Genomic DNA, 15,949 nt, shown 5'->3' on the forward strand with positions numbered 1-15,949 from the left:
CATCGAGCGGCGCGGGCTATTTTTCGATGTTCTCGAAGTCGAACAGGCCGCTCCACGCGACCCGCGCGTTCGTCACGCGGTCCGAGTGCCCGGCCGCGACGTTGTAGTCGAAGATCGGGATGTCGGCCATGTCGGTGAACAGCACCTGCTGCGCCTGGGCGGCCAGGTCGTATGCCCGCTCCGGAGTGGGCGCGGCCTGGGCGGCGAACAGCAGCCGATCGAATTCGGGACTGTTGTAGGCGCTGTCGTTGGTGGCCGAGCTGCTGAGGTACATCGCGGTCAGGAATTCGAACATGGACGGGTAGTCGCCCTGCCAGCCGTACCGGAAGGCCTTGCCGATGGTCTTGGCGGTGATCTCGTCGCGGATGTTCTTGAACGTCGGGTACGGCACGCCCACCGCGTCGATGCCCAGCACGTTCTTGACGCTGTTGGCGACGGCCTCGATCCACGCCTGGTGACCGCCGTCGGAGTTGTAGGCGATCTGGTAGGCGCCCGACCACGGCGAGATGGCGTCGGCCTGCGCCCACACCTTCTTGGCCTCGTCGGGATTGTATTGCAGCACTTCGGATCCGGGCAGGTTGTCACGGAAGCCGTCGAGGGTGAAGGCGGTGAAGTCGCGGGCCGGGATCCGGGTGCCGTGGAAGATGTTCTCCGCGATCTGCGGTCGATTGATCGCCATCGAGATCGCCTTGCGGCGCAGCACGCCCTCCGGCCCGGCGAAGTGCGGCACGTTGGACTGGATGCCGATGTGCTGGCTGTAGGCGATCGGCTTGCTGATCGCGCGGTCGCCGAGGTCCTGTTCGTAGGTGGCCAGGGCGGTGTCGGGGATGACGTCGAGCGCGTCGAGATTACCGGCCTGCAGGTCGGCGTAGGCGGTGTCGAAGGACTGGTACATCGCGAAACGCAGGCCCTTGTTCTTGGCCGGGCGCCCGCCGGGATAGTCGGGGTTGGGCGTGACGTCGATCTTGACGTTGTGCTCCCAGGTGTCGAACTTGTAGGGGCCGTTGCCGATCGGCTTCTCGCCGAACGCCTTCATGTCCTTGTACGCGGACTCGGGCAGCGGGTAGAACGGCGCGAAACCCAGCTCCAGTTCGAAATCGATGGAGGGCTGCTTCAGGTCGACGGTGAAGGTGTGGTCGTCGACCACCTTCAGGCCCGACATCGTCTGCGCCTTGGGCGGATTCGCCGAGACGTCGTCGTAGCCCGCGATGCCGGCGAAGGCCCAGTTCTGCAACTGTCCGTTGGTGCCGAGGGCACCGTAGTTCCAGGCGTCGACGAAGGATTTGGCGGTGACCACGGTGCCGTCGGTGAACTTCCAGTCCGGCTTGATGGTGATCGTGTAGTGCTGACGATCGGTGGTCTCGATCGACTGCGCCATCTCGTTGTGCGCCTTGCCGTCCGCGTCGTAATACTTCAACCCGGCGAACAGCCGGTCGACCACCCGGCCGCCCATGTTCTCGTTGGTGTTGGTGGGTACCAGCGGATTCTGTGGCTCACCGGCGTTGACCGTGACGAGATCGGTGTCGCTGTCGGAGGAACATCCGGTCAGTGCGAGGCCGGCGGCCACCAGTGCCGCCGCGGCCAGCGCGGTGATCGTCTTCAGTCTCAACGCAATCTCCCGATTCCACGAACGGCTGGGTGAGTCGGACACTAACCATCAGGTCGGCGGTTGTCAGCGGTTCCCCTCGGGATTGTTCGCCTTGTTAGCAATCCGGCAACACAGCCGACTCACGCCCCTCGAAGCCTGACATATCGCACCCGGGGACGACCCGGCGCGCTGTCCACTAGGGTCGAAATCGTGGCCGTGGTCACCCGGCCGTAGGTGCAGGCGAGAGAAGAGGCGAGATGACCGATACCACCGATCACCGGGACGTGTATCCGCCGACCGCGGAGTTCGCTGCGGCTGCCAATGCCGATGCGTCTCCTACGATCGGGCCGCTGCCGATCGGGAGGGGTTCTGGGCCGAGCAGGCCGACCGGCTGCACTGGCACCAACGCTGGACCCGGGTGCTGGACTGGGACAACCCACCGTTCGCGCGCTGGTTCGTCGACGGCACCCTCAACGTCGCCTACAACTGCGTGGACCGCCACGTCCTGGCCGGACACGGCGAACAGGTCGCCATCCACTGGGAAGGCGAACCCGGCGACTCCCGCGCCCTCACCTACGCCGACCTGCAAGCCGAGGTATCACAGGCGGCGAACTACTTCACCGAGCTGGGCCTCGAGACCGGTGACCGGGTCGCGATCTACATGCCGATGGTGCCCGAGGCAATCGTGGCGATGCTGGCCTGTGCGCGACTGGGTGTGACGCATTCGGTGGTGTTCGCCGGCTTCTCGCCCAGCGCGCTGCGCCAGCGCGTCGACGACGCCGAGGCGCGCCTGGTGATCACCACCGACGGGCAGTGGCGGCGCGGCAAGGCGGCACCGTTGAAGGAGGCGGTGGACGAGGCGCTGTACGCGCACGGCAGCACCCCGTCGAGCGTGGAACACGTACTCGTGGTGCGGCGCACCGAGATCGAGGTGCCGTGGACCGAGGGTCGCGACCTGTGGTGGCACGAGACGGTCGCGCAGGCCTCACCCGAGCACGAGGCGCAGTCCTTCGACGCCGAACACCCGCTCTACATCCTCTACACCTCCGGCACCACCGGCAAACCCAAAGGCATCCTGCACACCTCCGGTGGCTACCTCACCCAGGCCGCCTACACCCACCACACCGTGTTCGACCACAAACCCGGACAGGACGTGTACTGGTGCACCGCCGACATCGGCTGGGTCACCGGCCACTCCTACATCGTCTACGGCCCCCTCGCCAACCGCGCCACCCAAGTCGTCTACGAAGGCACCCCCAACCACCCCGACGAACACCGGCACTGGCAGATCGTCGAAAAATACGGCGTCACCATCTATTACACCGCCCCGACGCTGGTCCGCACGTTCATGAAATGGGGCCGCGACATCCCCGCCGCCCACGACCTGTCCAGCATCCGCGTGCTGGGCTCGGTCGGCGAACCGATCAACCCCGAAGCCTGGCGCTGGTACCGCGACGTCATCGGCGCGAACACCGCCCCCATCGTCGACACCTGGTGGCAAACCGAAACCGGCGCCATCATGATCTCCCCCCTCCCAGGCGTCACCCCCGCCAAACCCGGCGCCGCCATGACACCGCTGCCCGGCATCTCCGCGAAGGTCGTCGACGAGGGAGGTGACACCGTCGAACTCGGCGAGACCGAAGCCAACGGATATCTGGTGCTCGACCAACCCTGGCCGTCGATGCTGCGCGGCATCTGGGGCGACCCCGACCGCTACCAAGACACCTACTGGTCCCGCTACGCCGACCACGGCTGGTACTTCGCCGGTGACGGCGCGAAACTCGACACCGACGGCGACCTGTGGGTCCTCGGCCGAGTGGACGACGTGATGAACGTCTCCGGGCATCGCATCTCCACCGCCGAAGTCGAATCCGCCCTCGTCGGGCACTACGGCGTCGCCGAAGCCGCCGTCGTCGGCGCCAGCGACACCACCACAGGCCAAGGCATCGTCGCCTTTGTCATCCTCACCGGCGAAGCCGAGCACACCGGCCAAGACCTCGTCGACGAACTCAAAGCCGAAGTCTCCCGCGAAATCAGCCCCATCGCCCGCCCCCGCGACATCCACATCGTCCCCGAACTCCCCAAAACCCGCTCCGGCAAAATCATGCGCCGCCTCCTCCGCGACATCGCCGAAGGCCGCGAACTCGGCGACACCTCCACCCTCGTCGACCCCAACGTCTTCCACGCCATCCGCGAACAGAAGTCGAACTGACAGACAACAGCACCCGCACCTCCCGATACGCCGTAAAGCAAACTGGGCGGACCCGTTAGAATGTCGTAAGGAGTGCCGGGAAGTCTGGTCGGCGTGTTGTCTCGTCGACCGAAAGGCGCCCCGTGATCGTTGCGCTCCGCTCCGAACTCGCCCGCTTTCTCCGTACCGAGACCGTCGGTGGCGCGCTGCTGTTGACGGCCGCGGCAATCGCGCTGCTGTGGGCGAATTCGCCGTGGAGCGAGAGTTACTTCACCTTCTCCGATACCGAACTCGCGATCGCGCCACTGCATTTGGATCTGACCGTCGCGGAATGGGTCGAGGACGGGCTCCTCGCGGTGTTCTTCTTCGTCGCGGGCCTGGAACTCAAGCGTGAATTGGTGGTCGGCGAACTCGCGGATCGCAAGCGGGCCGCTCTGCCGGTCATCGCCGCCGTCGGGGGTGTGATCCTGCCCGCGGTGATCGCCGCGGGCATCGGGTTCGGCGTCGAGGGCATGGAACGCGGGTGGGCGATTCCGGTCGCCACCGACATCGCCTTCGCGCTGGCGGTGCTCGCACTGACCGGCTCCCGGATTCCCGCCACCGCGCGGGTGTTCCTGCTGAGCCTGGCGGTCGTCGACGATCTCATCGCCATCGTCCTGATCGCGATCCTGTTCACCACGTCGATCGCGATCGGCTGGCTGCTCGCCGCGGCGGCCTGCTTCCTCGCGTGGGCGCTGGCCCAGCACCGGCGGCTGCGGTCGCCGTTGATCTACGTGCCGCTGGCGCTGGTGGCCTGGTATGCGTTGCACGAGGCGGGAATTCACCCCACCCTGGCCGGTGTGCTGTGCGGACTACTGACCCGGGTGCGGCCCGACGCAGACGAGGACGAGGCGCCCGCGACCCGGCTCGAGCATCTGTTCCAGCCGATCTCCGCGGGTGTGTGCGTGCCGCTGTTCGCGCTGTTCGCCTCCGGTGTCCCGCTGTCGACCGCGGTGTTCGGCGAACTGTTCACCGAGCGGCTGGCCTTGGCGATCATGGTCGGCCTGCTGGTCGGCAAGACCCTCGGACTGTTCGGCACGAGCTGGGTCGCGATCCGCCTCGGCATCGCCGAACGCCCCGCCGGTCTCGGCAACCGCGACATGTTCGCCCTGTCGGTACTGGGAGCGATCGGCTTCACCGTTAGCCTCTTGGTGGCAGAACTTGCGTTGGCGAATGATGTCGCCGCCGCCGAACTGGCGAAAGCAGCCGTGTTGCTGACGTCAATGGCGGCTTCCCTGATCGGTTCGGCGCTACTGTTGCGACGAGGCCGCGCTCATCAGGCGCGACGGCACGCCCACGTGGCCGCAGCACACGAGTAGAGCCGGACAGCACCGGGGACATGGAGAAGGGTCGAGCATTGAGCTTCACAAACGGCGGTAACGGTAACGACGGGGGCCGCAACCGGAGCATCACCGCTATTCCGCTGTCCGAGGTCGATACGACGAAGAATGCCAGCATCGGTGATCTGGTACGCGATGCCGCCGAGCAGATGTCGACCCTGGTCCGCGCCGAGGTGGCGCTGGCCAAGGCCGAGGTGACCGGCGAGATTCGCAAGGGCCTGCAGGGCAGCGTGTATTTCATCGTGGCGCTGACCATCCTGCTGTTCTCCTCGTTCTTCTTTTTCTTCTTCCTCGCCGAACTACTCGATGTCTGGCTGTATCGGTGGGCGTCGTTCCTGATCGTGTTCGCCCTGATGGTGGTCGCGGTCGCGCTGTTCGGTTTCCTCGGTTATCGGAAGGTGCGCAAATTGCGGGCGCCCGAGAAGACCATCGAGTCGCTCAAGGAGACCCGCACGGTGCTGCCGCACGGCCTCGGCTCGCACGCCGAGCACCCGACGCTCGACGCCGCCACCTCGACCGATCGGCCGGGCAGGTAGTCCCGGCGACTACGCTGTATCGGCGTGTCGTCTAACCCGAGCCCGGATCCGTCCAGCGTCCGCTACGACGGACCGTGGGCCCATAAGGACGTGCATGCCAACGGCATTCGGTTCCACGTCGTCGAGGCGGAGTCACCGCGGCAGGCCGCCGCGGTGGATCCGCCGCTCGTGGTGCTGCTGCACGGTTTCGGCGACTTCTGGTGGTCGTGGCGGCATCAGCTGACCGGGCTCGCCGAGCAGGACTACCGGGTGGTCGCGGTCGATCTGCGCGGCTACGGCGATTCCGACAAACCACCGCGCGGCTACGACGGCTGGACGCTGGCCGGTGACGTGGCCGGACTGATCCGGGCGCTCGGGCACAGCGAGGCGACGCTGGTCGGGCATGCCGAGGGCGGCCTGGTGTGCTGGGCGACCGCGGTGCTGCATCCCCGGCTGGTGCGCTCCATCGCGCTGGTCGGTTCGCCGCATCCGGTCGCGTTGAAGCAGGCGGTGCTGCGCGATCGGCATCAGCGCGCGGCGTGGCTACCGAACTTCCTGCGTTATCAGCCGCCCCGCTACGGCGAACGGCTGCTCACGGTCAACGACGGGTACGAGGTCGAGCGACTGCTGCGGCAGCGGGCGGGCTCGCGCTGGGCGGGCACCGCGGAATTCGTGGACACCGCCCGCCGGATGCGGCGGGCGATCCGCATCTCCGGCGCCGCGCACTGCGCGCTGGAATATCAGCGCTGGGCCTTCCGCAGCCAATGGCGTCCGGACGGCGCCCGTTTCATGGCGACCATGCGGGAACCGATCCGAGTGCCGGTGCTGTCGCTGCACGGCGGCGCCGACCGATACATCCTCGATTCGACGCTGCGCCGCGAACACCCTCTCGCGCCCGATCGCCGGGTGGTCGAGATTCCGGGCGCGGGCCACTACGCGCACCAGGAGAGCCCGGACGCGGTCACGGCGGAGTTGGCGAAACTACTGGGCTGAGCCTCGACGCCGCAGTTGACTCGGAGTCGGCTCCAGGTTCTACGGTTCAGGGTGTTCGCCGCACCATCGCACCGCCGCCCCGCGCGGCGCCAGGAGAGGAAAGCTCATGGCCGACAACGCCGCCGAAACCCGGGATCAGCGCTTCGATCGCGGGCTCGAGATCCTGACGCGCATCGACGGCGAGGCCGGGCAGCGGGTCATCGACTCGTTGTCCGACATCTCCCCGGAACTCGGACATCAGATCGTGGCGTGGGGATTCGGGGAGATCTACCAGCGCCCGGTGCTGCCGCCGCGGGACCGCCAGCTCGTCACGCTCGGCATCCTCACCGCGCTCGGCGGCGCCGAAGCACAGCTCGAGGTGCACATCAACGCCGCGCTCAACGTCGGCCTGACGCCCGAGCAGATCACCGAGGCGTTCCTGCACGCCGCCGGATACTGCGGCTTCCCGCGCGCGCTCAACGCCACCTTCGTCGCGAAGAAGGTGTTCGGCGAGCGCGGCCTGCTGCCGGTCTCCGCACCGGAGACCGGCACCGCCTAACTCAGCACGCACTCACCGGTCGGGACCTGCGCGCTCGATGATTCGGCCGAATTCAGTGCGTCGCGAACCTCGTTGAGGGTCAACGCGTAACCCGTGTCCTCGTCGACCACGGCGGCGCCGAAGACCAGGCCCAGCACCTGACCCTTCGTATCCACCAGGGGCCCACCGGAATTGCCCGCCCGCACCCGGCCGCGCACGGTGTAGACCTCACGCTCCACGGTGCCGGTCTTGTAGATGTCCGGCCCGGTCAGCTCCAGGGTCTCGCGCACCCGGGCGGCGCTCGCGGTGTACGGACCGCCGCCGGGATAGCCGAGCACGATGGAACTCTGGCCGGAGGCGCCCGGCTCCGGGGCGGGCGGGATCGCCGGCGCGTTGAGCCCCGGCACGGCGAGCACGGCCACGTCCTTGGACGGGTCGAACAGCACCACGGTCGCGTCCAGCGCACCGCGCGCGGTGTCGACCTGCACGGTGTTGGTACCGGCGACCACGTGCGCGTTCGTCATGACGCGCTCGGGAGCGATCACGAAACCCGAACCCTCCAGCGCGCGCTGGCAACTCGGCGCGACACCACGGATGCGCAGCACACTGTGCTGCAGATCCAGCGCGACGGGGCTGTCCAGCACGCTCGGGTCCGGCGGCTCGACCGCCGCGATCGGCGCGCGGCCGAACGGGCCGATCACATCCGGCAGTCCGGAGGTGTTGAGCAGCTGGGAGAACTCGTTGGGCAAGCGACGCAACCAGTTCGGCGCCACCTCGTTCACGTCGGAGAGCACGCGCGAGCCGTTCACCGCGGCCGCGATGGCGGGCTGCGAGGACGACGCCAGCGGCAACGCCAGCAGCCAGGCGGTCACCAGCACGGCCACCGTCTGCAACGCGGCGCCCACCACGCTGTCGACGCTGCGCGTGAACGGATGCCGCATCCCGCTGCGCGCCGCGCGGCCGAGCACCATCCCGGCCACCTCGCCGATGATCACCAGCGCCACGATCAGCACCACGCCGACCAGCACACGTTTTCGGCCCTCGCTGATGTGGACCAGGATGTGCGGCGCGATCAGGATGCCGGCCACCGCGCCCAGCACCACGCCGAGGAAGGCCAGGGCGGACGCGACCGCGCCCTGCCGCCACCCCGAGGAGGCGGCGAGCAGCGCGATGATCACGACCGCGATGTCGAGCCAGGCCGACGAACTCATAACGTCATCCCCACTGCCGCGAGCGAGGCCTGCAGATCACGCACGTCGTGGTAATCCCATTCCCGCTCCCATCCCGAAACAGCCAGCAGACCGGCCAGCACACCGGCGGTGAAACCCCAGACCAGCATGCCGTCGACGGCGAACGCCGGACCCATGTACCCCAGCGGATGCCGCACGACGAACCGGTTCGCGGGGTCGATCAGCTCCGAGATCGGCACCCGGGTCACCCGCGTGGCCTCCGCCTCGCTGACCACGCCGACCTCGCCGGGCGTGCGCCAGTAGGCGACCACCGGCGTCACGTCGAATCGCGAGGGCGGCACGAAAATAGGGGGTAGGACCGCGATCGGGTCCACACCGGCCGGGTCCACGCCGGTTTCCTCGCGGGCCTCGCGCAGCGCGGTGGCGATCGGGCCGTCGTCCCCGGGCTCGACGCCGCCGCCGGGGAAGGCCACCTGGCCGCTGTGCTCGCGCAGCGTCGCCGCGCGCTGGGTGAGCAGCACGTCGGCGTCGGCGGGTAACCCGCCCGGGGCCTGCGCATCGGGTTCGGGGGCGCCGCCGAACAGCACCAGCACCGCCGCCGACCGCGGTCGCACGGCCGCCGACACCAAGCGCCGGGCGGTCCGGTTCAACACCTGGTTGACCCCGGTCGGGTCGGCGGGCTTGCGCTCGACCACACCGCGCAACCAGGCCGGAATCGCGTCGGTCACCAATTCCGGTCTCGCGCCGGGCATCTCGCCTTCGCGGTCGTGCACGCTGCCTCCTCCCACCCCGATCCTCATCCTGTCCTGGCGGCGGCCGCGGGGCACACCCGAGCCGCCCGCCACACCGGTACGTCGCGCCGCTCGGACAGTAATCCGCCGGGCCGGGACTCGCCCGGCACGGTCGTCGACGCGACGGCGCGGCGGGTGAGCGTCCGACGCACCGATTCGATCACGACCGGCCGCGCCCGCGCGAACCGAGTAGTCCCCCACGCGGTTCCGCGCGCCGACGACGCCGCCGGTCCGCTCATGGTGGATCGTCACCGCCGTCGCGGGCTTGCCCGGCCCGGACATCCCGGCCGCTCGCGCACCCGGAAACCGCGGCTCGGTCACGCGCCGACTCGCAGTTCACCGGCGACGGTGGCGGCGATGTCGTCCGCGGTGTCGAACGGGCGGACAACCACTTTCGCGATCGAGCCGTCGGACCGAACCAGGACCGACACGGGCAGGACCGCGGGCGCGCCGACTGCCGCGCGGACCCGGCCGTCACCGTCCTGCACTCCCGGTAGGTGAACATCGAGGTCCCGCAATCGCGCCAGCGCCTTGGCCTCGTCGGGGTCGCTGTGCACCGTCACGACGGTGAGCGCATCGGGCCGGGCGGCGTACTGCCGCAAGGCGGGAAGCTCCCGGGCGCACGGCTCGCACCAGTACGCCCACAGATTCACCAGCGCGGGCCGGCCGGCCAGGGCGGCGCCCAGATCGAGCGGCCGCCCGTCACGCAAGCACCCGACCGTGATCCCCGCCAGCGGACCCGCCGCGGGGGCAGGCGTCGACTGCGCCGGGCACTCGGCGAGCGCCGCGTCGGCACGCTCACCGTCGGACGCCGCCGCGGGACCGCCACGCACCGCGGTAGCGGTATTCGTGCGGAGGTCCCGATGCTCGCGGGGCCACAGCGCCACGGCCAGCGCGACGACCGCGATCAGCAGCACCAGCGCCCAGCGCCACGCCGCCGGTATTGATCTCACCGGCCCACCAATTCCAGCAGGTGCTCTGCCTCGGGGCCCTTGATCAGGGCGGCGGCGGTCGCGGGGTCGGTCGGCCCGGCGCCGAAGGCCGGGCAGTCGTTGGCCAGCACGCAGGCGCCGCAGGCCGGTTTGCGCGCGTGGCAGACCCGGCGACCGTGGAAGATCACCCGGTGCGAGAGCATCGTCCATTCCTTGCGCTCGATCAGCTCTCCCACGATGTGCTCGACCTTCACCGGATCTTCCTCGGTGGTCCAGCCCCAGCGCCGCACCAGCCGACCGAAGTGGGTGTCCACGGTGATCCCAGGAACGTCGAAAGCGTTGCCCAGGATGACATTCGCGGTCTTGCGGCCGATCCCGGGCAGGCGCACCAGCTCCTCGAGCGTGTGCGGTAGCACACCCTCGTACCGTTCGGTCAAGGCCTGTCCCAGCCCGATCAGCGAAGTGGTCTTGTTGCGGTAGAAGCCCGTCGGGCGGATGTACTCCTCCAGCTCCACGCGGTCGGCCTCGGCGTAGGCGCGGGCATCGGGATACCGGGCGAACAGGGCGGGCGTCGTCTGGTTCACCCGGACGTCGGTGCACTGCGCGGAGAGGATCGTGGCGACGGCCAGCTCGAGCGGGGTGGTGAAATCCAACTCACAGTGTGCGTTCGGAAACGCCACCGCGAGCGTCCGATTCATCCGGCGGGCCCGGCGCACCAGACCCACCCGGGTCTCCTTCGCGAACCTGCGTGCCTGCGAGCCACCAGGCTTCTTGCCGCGGACCGGCTTGCCGTCGGCGGCCGCGGCATCCGGATCGAGGGCGGGCGCGGGCGCGGTGGTTCGGGGTTCACGCACGGGTCCACCATACGGAAGCCCACCGACGTGAGTACGCCCGTGAAGACCCGCCGTGTTCCATCTGAGACCTATTCCGTGTTTACTCACGGTTATGCAAGGACTTGCTGTAGTGCTCTTCCCGGTACTGCTGATGCTGTTCGCGCTGTTCATGGAACGCGTCGAAAACCGGCTCCGCAAACTGCTCGAACCGGAAGAAGAGGTCCAGCAGTACCTGGATCGAGCCAGCAACGCAGAGGTCAACGAGCTTGCCAAGCTCGGTGTGCCCGCCGCCGCGGCCCATTCCGGTCGCCGACGCGCCCGTGGCGAAGAACTGGATGTCGCGCAGGCCAGCTGAGGCCGCGCTACTCCCTCCTGCGCACCGTTCACGCGGTGGATCCGGGAACCAATCCGGCGCCGCGTGCGTTTCACAGACCGTTCGTTACGTGGTGTCTGTCACTACGCTGCGCGAACGCAAAGTAGACTGCACTGTCGGCCGAAGCGCTTCGGTCCAGGACAGAGCCAATCCCATAAGGAGCACATTCGTGGACGAGGCCCTCGCCAGAGCAGGCATCTTCCAAGGCGTCGAGCCCACCGCGGTGGCGGCCCTCGCCAAACAGCTTCAGCCCGTGGACTTCCCGCGCGGCCACGTCATCTTCAACGAAGGTGAGCCGGGCGATCGGCTGTATATCATCACGTCGGGCAAGGTGAAGATCGGTCGGCGCTCCCCCGACGGCCGGGAGAACCTGCTGACCATCATGGGCCCGTCGGACATGTTCGGCGAGCTGTCGATCTTCGATCCGGGCCCGCGCACCTCGACCGCCACCACGGTCACCGAGGTCCGCGCCGTGACGATGGACCGCGACGCGCTGAAGTCATGGATCGACCAGCGTCCGGAGATCGCCGAGCAGTTGCTGCGAGTGCTGGCGCGCCGTCTGCGCCGCACCAACAACAACCTGGCCGACCTGATCTTCACCGACGTCCCCGGTCGCGTGGCGAAGGCGCTGCTGCAGCTGGCGCAGCGGTTCGGCACGCAGGAGGCCGGCGCGCTGCGCGTGACCCACGACCTCACCCAGGAGGAGATCGCCCAGCTGGTGGGCGCCTCTCGCGAGACCGTGAACAAGGCCCTCGCCGACTTCGCGCACCGCGGCTGGCTGCGGCTCGAGGGTAAGAGCGTGCTGATCTCGGACTCGGAGCGGCTGGCCCGCCGGGCCCGCTAGTCCCGGCCGCGCAGATAGGCGAGCTGCGCCTTGACCGAACTGCGCGCCGCCGGCCACAGGCGCTTGTCGACGTCGGCATAGACCTTGGCGACGATCTGCAGGGGTTTGGCCTCGGGCCCGAGTTCGGCGAGCGCCTGCCGCACCTGCTCCAGGCGTTCCCGGCGATGCCGGATGTAGTAGTCGATGACCGGCTTCGCCTCGGCGTGGTCCGGGCCGTGCGCCGGTAGCAGGGCCCGGCCGGACGCCACCTCGGCGAGCCGGTCGAGCGAGGCCAGGTAGTCGCCGAGCGCGCCGTCCCGCGATTCCAGCACCGTGGTGCCGCTGCCGAGTACGGTGTCGCCGGTCAGCACGGCGTCGTCGAGCAGGAACGAGACCGAATCCTCGGTATGGCCCGGGGTGGCGAGCACGGTCAGCCGCAACCCGGCCGCCTCGATCACCTCGCCGTCCGTCAGCGGTGTGTCGGACTCCCGCAAGAACCGGGAGTCGTGTGCCCGCACGGCGGTGCCGGTCAGTTTCACCAGGCGCTCGATGCCGCCGGTGTGATCGTGATGGTGGTGGGTGATCAGCGTCAGCGCGATCTTCCCGTCGGTCTCCCGTGCGATGGCGTCACTGTGCGCCCGATTCTTGGGCCCCGGATCGATCACGACACAGTCGGATCGGCCCGGGGCACGCAGAATCCAGGTGTTGGTGCCCTGCAAGGTCATCTTGTTGGGGTTGTTCGCCAGCAGCACCGAGGCGGTCGGCGTCACCGGTCGCAACTGTTCGTACGCGGGGTGGGTGCGGGTCATGTGCTGTCCTAACGCCCTGTGCTGCAACGAACTTCCGCTGCCAGATACTTATCGCAGCTTACGACCTAACGCACCTCGGCGATCAGCTCCACCTCCACGGGGGTGTTCTTCGGCAGCTCGAACACGCCGACCGCGGAACGAGCGTGCACGCCTGCCTCACCGAACACCTCGCCCAGCAGTTCCGAGGCGCCGTTGATCACCAGCGGCTGGTTGTTGAACCCCGGCGCCGAGGCCACGAAGCCCACCACCTTCACGATCCGCACCACCTCATCGAGGCCGACCAGATCGTGCACGGCCGCCAGCGCGTTCAACGCGCACCACTTGGCCGCCTCCTTGCCCTGCTCCAGGCTCACCTCGGCGCCGACCTTGCCGGACACCGACAGCTCACCGCCGATGAACGGCAGCTGGCCCGAGGTATAGACGTACGAGCCGGTGCGCAACGCCGGAATGTAGGCGCCCGCCGGTGCGGCCACACCGGGCAGTTCCAGGCCGAGCCGGTCGAGGTTCTCCCGCCACCCCATCAGCTCTTGGCTCGCTTCAGGTAGGCGACGTGCTGCTCGCCGGTCGGGCCGGGCAGCACCGTGACGAGCTCCCAGCCGTCGGCGCCCCACTGATCAAGAATCTGCTTGGTCGCATGCGTCAGCAGCGGCACGGTCGCGTATTCCCACACGGTCACATCACTCATGGGGGAGAGCTTATTGGTGATGTGGTGTACCAGACAGCGGGTGGATCCTGTAGCAGCGGTTTCCGGGCGCGCTATAGGCTCGCGGACGTGGGAGTACCGACTGCGGTGCCCGTTTCGACGGAACCGGGGCTGAAATTAGGGTGGCCGGAGCGCGCGGACAAGGCTCGTCTGCACTATGTCTCCGGCAAGGGTGGTACGGGGAAATCCACGGTGTCCGCGGCGCTGGCGCTGGCGCTCGCGGCCGGTGGCCGGCGAGTGCTGCTGGTGGAGGTGGAGGGACGGCAATCGATCGCGCAGCTGTTCGATCTGCCGCCGCTGCCGCCGACCGAGACGAAGATCGCGACGGCCGACGGCGGCGGCGAGGTGATGGCGCTGGCGCTCGACATCGAGCATGCCTTCCTCGAGTACCTCGACATGTTCTACAACCTCGGCTTCGCGGGCCGGGCCATGCGGCGGATGGGCGCCATCGAGTTCGTCACGACGATCGCGCCGGGCCTGCGCGACGTGATACTGACCGGCAAGATCAAGGAATGCGCGGTCCGCACCGACAAGTCGGGTAAGGCGCCGGGCCGTCCCGTCTACGACGAGATCGTCATCGACGCGCCCCCGACCGGCCGCATCGCCAGCTTCCTGGACGTCACCAAGGCGATGGCGGAGGTGGCGAAGGGCGGGCCGATCGCCGCGCAGGCCGAGGGCGTCTCCAAGCTGCTGCATTCCGACCAGACCGTCGTGCACCTGGTCACCCTGCTCGAGGCGCTGCCCGTGCAGGAGACCGCCGACGCCGTCGCCGAATTGACCGAGTCGGAATTCCGCGTCGGCACCGTGATCGTGAATCGCGCGACCGAGGGGTACCTGCCCGCGTCGGTGCGCGCGCGGATCGCCGCCGGCGACATCGATGCCGACGCCCTGCGCGCCGGGCTGACCGAGGCCGGAATCACGCTCTCCGACACCGACTTCCAGGGCCTGCTCCGGGAGGCCGTCGAGCATTCGGCCACGCTGCGGGCGCAGGACGACAGCTCCTCCGAACTGGCGAAGGTCGATTTCAGCCGGTTGTACCTCCCGGGCCTGCCGGACGGAATGGATCTGGGCGGGCTGTACGAACTCGCCGAACATCTGAGCGCACAAGGGGTCCGGTGATGAGTCTGCCCGGTACGGTCACACCGCTGGATATCGCGGGCATCATCGACGACCGGTCCACGCGCGTGGTGGTGTGCTGCGGCTCCGGCGGCGTCGGCAAGACCACCACGGCCGCGGCGATCGCGCTGCGGGCGGCCGAACGCGGCCGAAAAGTGGTGGTGCTGACCATCGACCCGGCCCGCCGCCTGGCGCAGTCGCTGGGGGTGAGCGATCTGGGCAATGTCCCGCAGCGCGTCGAATTGGGCGCGGAGGCGACGGGCGAGCTGTACGCGATGATGCTGAACATGCGCCGCACCTTCGACGAGATGGTGCTCGAGCACACCAGCCCCGAGAAGGCCGAGCAGATCTTCGCCAACCCCTTCTATCAGACCGTGGCCTCCTCCTTCGGCGGGACGCAGGAGTACATGGCGATGGAGAAGCTGGGCCAGCTCGCCGGCAAGAAGAAGTGGGATCTGATCATCGTGGACACCCCGCCTTCGCGCAACGCCCTGGACTTTCTGGACGCGCCGAAGCGGCTCGGGAACTTCCTCAACGGCAGGATGATTCGCGTCATCATGGCGCCCGGTCGCGGTGTGGGCCGGTTCGTCACGGGCGCGATGAGCCTGGCGGTCCGAGGTGTGTCGACCGTGGTCGGCGGCCAGATGCTCAAGGACGCGTCGCTGTTCCTGCAGTCGCTGGAGTCGATGTTCGGCGGCTTCCAGGACCGGGCCAACCGGACCTACGAGATGCTGTCCCGCCCCGGCACGCACTTCCTCGTCGTGGCCGCCGCGGAACCGGACGCCTTACGGGAGGCCTCGTTCTTCGTCGACCGCCTGTCCACCGATCACATGCCGCTGGCCGGGCTGGTGCTCAACCGCACCCACCCGGCGCACAGCTCGCTGTCGGCGGAGACGGCCCTGGCCGCCGCCGACCGCCTGGCCACCGACCCGGACGCGGACGATCGGGCCGACAGCGACCCGGCCGCGCTGGCCGCGGACGTGCTCCGCATCCACGCGCACCGGGCGACCACCGCCAAGCGCGAGCAGCATCTGCTGCACCGGTTCACCGGCGCGCACCCGCGGGTGCCGATCGTCGCCGTCACCGCGCTGCCGTTCGAGGTGTCGGACCTGGATGCGCTGCGCGCCGTAGGCGATCAGCTGACCGATCCGGGTGCGGCGGCCTGACATCTCGGCCGACCGCGACCGACGATCCTG

At 68.7% G+C, this 15,949-nt stretch carries 17 protein-coding genes and 1 pseudogene; 9 read left to right on the forward strand and 9 right to left on the reverse strand.

Going from position 1 to position 15,949, the window contains the following annotated elements; translation table 11 throughout:
• Window positions 1-16: 16 nt before the first annotated feature.
• Complete coding sequence (locus ACFMRZ_RS20655; RefSeq protein WP_400182924.1) at window positions 17-1,615, reverse strand: ABC transporter substrate-binding protein; 1,599 nt, start codon at window positions 1,613-1,615, stop codon at window positions 17-19.
• Between the two features lie 230 nt (window positions 1,616-1,845).
• Between ACFMRZ_RS20655 and acs the strand changes: the two are divergent.
• The 5 genes and pseudogenes from acs (at window position 1,846) to ACFMRZ_RS20680 (ending at window position 7,204) form a co-directional block, all read left to right on the forward strand.
• Window positions 1,846-3,800, forward strand: a pseudogene (acs, locus tag ACFMRZ_RS20660) (acetate--CoA ligase).
• A gap of 122 nt (window positions 3,801-3,922) precedes the next feature.
• On the forward strand, window positions 3,923-5,137 hold the full coding sequence (gene nhaA / locus ACFMRZ_RS20665) for a Na+/H+ antiporter NhaA (protein WP_400180395.1): 1,215 nt from the start codon (window positions 3,923-3,925) through the stop codon (window positions 5,135-5,137).
• Window positions 5,138-5,175: 38 nt separating this feature from the next.
• Complete coding sequence (locus ACFMRZ_RS20670; protein WP_400180396.1) at window positions 5,176-5,694, forward strand: phage holin family protein; 519 nt, start codon at window positions 5,176-5,178, stop codon at window positions 5,692-5,694.
• 24 nt (window positions 5,695-5,718) lie between these two features.
• Entirely contained in the window at window positions 5,719-6,666 is a 948-nt protein-coding gene (locus tag ACFMRZ_RS20675; protein ID WP_400180397.1) for an alpha/beta fold hydrolase, read from the forward strand.
• A gap of 106 nt (window positions 6,667-6,772) precedes the next feature.
• Window positions 6,773-7,204: a carboxymuconolactone decarboxylase family protein gene (locus ACFMRZ_RS20680; protein WP_400180398.1), complete on the forward strand. Its 432-nt coding sequence runs from the start codon at window positions 6,773-6,775 to the stop codon at window positions 7,202-7,204.
• Here the strand turns inward: ACFMRZ_RS20680 and ACFMRZ_RS20685 are convergent.
• The 5 genes from ACFMRZ_RS20685 to nth all read right to left on the reverse strand — a co-directional run bounded on the left by ACFMRZ_RS20685 (window position 7,201) and on the right by nth (window position 10,794).
• Window positions 7,201-8,394, reverse strand: a complete 1,194-nt coding sequence (locus ACFMRZ_RS20685; RefSeq protein ID WP_280276414.1) for a MarP family serine protease — start codon at window positions 8,392-8,394, stop codon at window positions 7,201-7,203. The genes ACFMRZ_RS20680 and ACFMRZ_RS20685 overlap by 4 nt on opposite strands.
• The gene (locus ACFMRZ_RS20690) at window positions 8,391-9,125 is read right to left on the reverse strand and encodes a CoA pyrophosphatase (protein ID WP_280276420.1); all 735 of its coding nucleotides are present in this window, start codon (window positions 9,123-9,125) and stop codon (window positions 8,391-8,393) included. The genes ACFMRZ_RS20685 and ACFMRZ_RS20690 overlap by 4 nt, the downstream gene beginning before the upstream one ends.
• 44 nt (window positions 9,126-9,169) lie before the next feature.
• Window positions 9,170-9,403, reverse strand: a complete 234-nt coding sequence (locus tag ACFMRZ_RS20695; RefSeq protein ID WP_400180399.1) for a hypothetical protein — start codon at window positions 9,401-9,403, stop codon at window positions 9,170-9,172.
• A gap of 78 nt (window positions 9,404-9,481) precedes the next feature.
• On the reverse strand, window positions 9,482-10,108 hold the full coding sequence (locus ACFMRZ_RS20700) for a TlpA family protein disulfide reductase (RefSeq protein WP_400182925.1): 627 nt from the start codon (window positions 10,106-10,108) through the stop codon (window positions 9,482-9,484).
• A gap of 5 nt (window positions 10,109-10,113) precedes the next feature.
• Window positions 10,114-10,794, reverse strand: coding sequence for an endonuclease III (nth, locus tag ACFMRZ_RS20705; protein WP_280276422.1), 681 nt, complete (start codon window positions 10,792-10,794; stop codon window positions 10,114-10,116).
• Between the two features lie 247 nt (window positions 10,795-11,041).
• Here nth and ACFMRZ_RS20710 point away from each other — a divergent pair, with 247 nt between their 5' ends.
• Window positions 11,042-11,284, forward strand: coding sequence for a hypothetical protein (locus ACFMRZ_RS20710; RefSeq protein ID WP_280276415.1), 243 nt, complete (start codon window positions 11,042-11,044; stop codon window positions 11,282-11,284).
• Window positions 11,285-11,471: 187 nt separating this feature from the next.
• The gene (locus ACFMRZ_RS20715; protein ID WP_011206875.1) at window positions 11,472-12,146 is read left to right on the forward strand and encodes a Crp/Fnr family transcriptional regulator; all 675 of its coding nucleotides are present in this window, start codon (window positions 11,472-11,474) and stop codon (window positions 12,144-12,146) included.
• Here the strand turns inward: ACFMRZ_RS20715 and ACFMRZ_RS20720 are convergent.
• The 3 genes from ACFMRZ_RS20720 to ACFMRZ_RS20730 all read right to left on the reverse strand — a co-directional run bounded on the left by ACFMRZ_RS20720 (window position 12,143) and on the right by ACFMRZ_RS20730 (window position 13,619).
• Window positions 12,143-12,934, reverse strand: coding sequence for an MBL fold metallo-hydrolase (locus ACFMRZ_RS20720; protein ID WP_400180400.1), 792 nt, complete (start codon window positions 12,932-12,934; stop codon window positions 12,143-12,145). The two genes, ACFMRZ_RS20715 and ACFMRZ_RS20720, sit on opposite strands and share 4 nt — an antisense overlap.
• A 65-nt stretch (window positions 12,935-12,999) precedes the next feature.
• Window positions 13,000-13,455, reverse strand: coding sequence for a RidA family protein (locus ACFMRZ_RS20725; RefSeq protein ID WP_400180401.1), 456 nt, complete (start codon window positions 13,453-13,455; stop codon window positions 13,000-13,002).
• The gene (locus tag ACFMRZ_RS20730; protein WP_280276418.1) at window positions 13,455-13,619 is read right to left on the reverse strand and encodes a DUF4177 domain-containing protein; all 165 of its coding nucleotides are present in this window, start codon (window positions 13,617-13,619) and stop codon (window positions 13,455-13,457) included. The genes ACFMRZ_RS20725 and ACFMRZ_RS20730 overlap by 1 nt, the downstream gene beginning before the upstream one ends.
• Before the next feature lie 105 nt (window positions 13,620-13,724).
• Here ACFMRZ_RS20730 and ACFMRZ_RS20735 point away from each other — a divergent pair, with 105 nt between their 5' ends.
• A complete protein-coding gene (locus ACFMRZ_RS20735; RefSeq protein WP_280276423.1) occupies window positions 13,725-14,756 on the forward strand; it encodes an ArsA-related P-loop ATPase in 1,032 nt (343 codons plus the stop codon).
• Window positions 14,756-15,919, forward strand: coding sequence for an ArsA family ATPase (locus ACFMRZ_RS20740; RefSeq protein ID WP_400180402.1), 1,164 nt, complete (start codon window positions 14,756-14,758; stop codon window positions 15,917-15,919). Before ACFMRZ_RS20735 ends, ACFMRZ_RS20740 begins: the two co-directional genes overlap by 1 nt.
• Window positions 15,920-15,949: the final 30 nt, after the last annotated feature.

It is taken from the genome of Nocardia sp. N2S4-5 (assembly GCF_044628355.1).
Classification (GTDB): Bacteria; Actinomycetota; Actinomycetes; order Mycobacteriales; family Mycobacteriaceae; genus Nocardia; species Nocardia wallacei_B.

Coding starts and splice junctions, on each gene's coding strand:
- ACFMRZ_RS20680 (WP_400180398.1), top strand. CDS start 6,773: ATGGCCGACAACGCCGCCGAAACCCGGGATCAGCGCTTCGATCGCGGG.
- ACFMRZ_RS20685 (WP_280276414.1), bottom strand. CDS start 8,394: ATGAGTTCGTCGGCCTGGCTCGACATCGCGGTCGTGATCATCGCGCTG.
- ACFMRZ_RS20690 (WP_280276420.1), bottom strand. CDS start 9,125: ATGCCCGGCGCGAGACCGGAATTGGTGACCGACGCGATTCCGGCCTGG.
- ACFMRZ_RS20695 (WP_400180399.1), bottom strand. CDS start 9,403: ATGAGCGGACCGGCGGCGTCGTCGGCGCGCGGAACCGCGTGGGGGACT.
- nth (WP_280276422.1), bottom strand. CDS start 10,794: ATGAATCGGACGCTCGCGGTGGCGTTTCCGAACGCACACTGTGAGTTG.
- ACFMRZ_RS20710 (WP_280276415.1), top strand. CDS start 11,042: ATGCAAGGACTTGCTGTAGTGCTCTTCCCGGTACTGCTGATGCTGTTC.
- ACFMRZ_RS20720 (WP_400180400.1), bottom strand. CDS start 12,934: ATGACCCGCACCCACCCCGCGTACGAACAGTTGCGACCGGTGACGCCG.
- ACFMRZ_RS20725 (WP_400180401.1), bottom strand. CDS start 13,455: ATGGGGTGGCGGGAGAACCTCGACCGGCTCGGCCTGGAACTGCCCGGT.
- ACFMRZ_RS20730 (WP_280276418.1), bottom strand. CDS start 13,619: ATGAGTGATGTGACCGTGTGGGAATACGCGACCGTGCCGCTGCTGACG.
- ACFMRZ_RS20740 (WP_400180402.1), top strand. CDS start 14,756: ATGAGTCTGCCCGGTACGGTCACACCGCTGGATATCGCGGGCATCATC.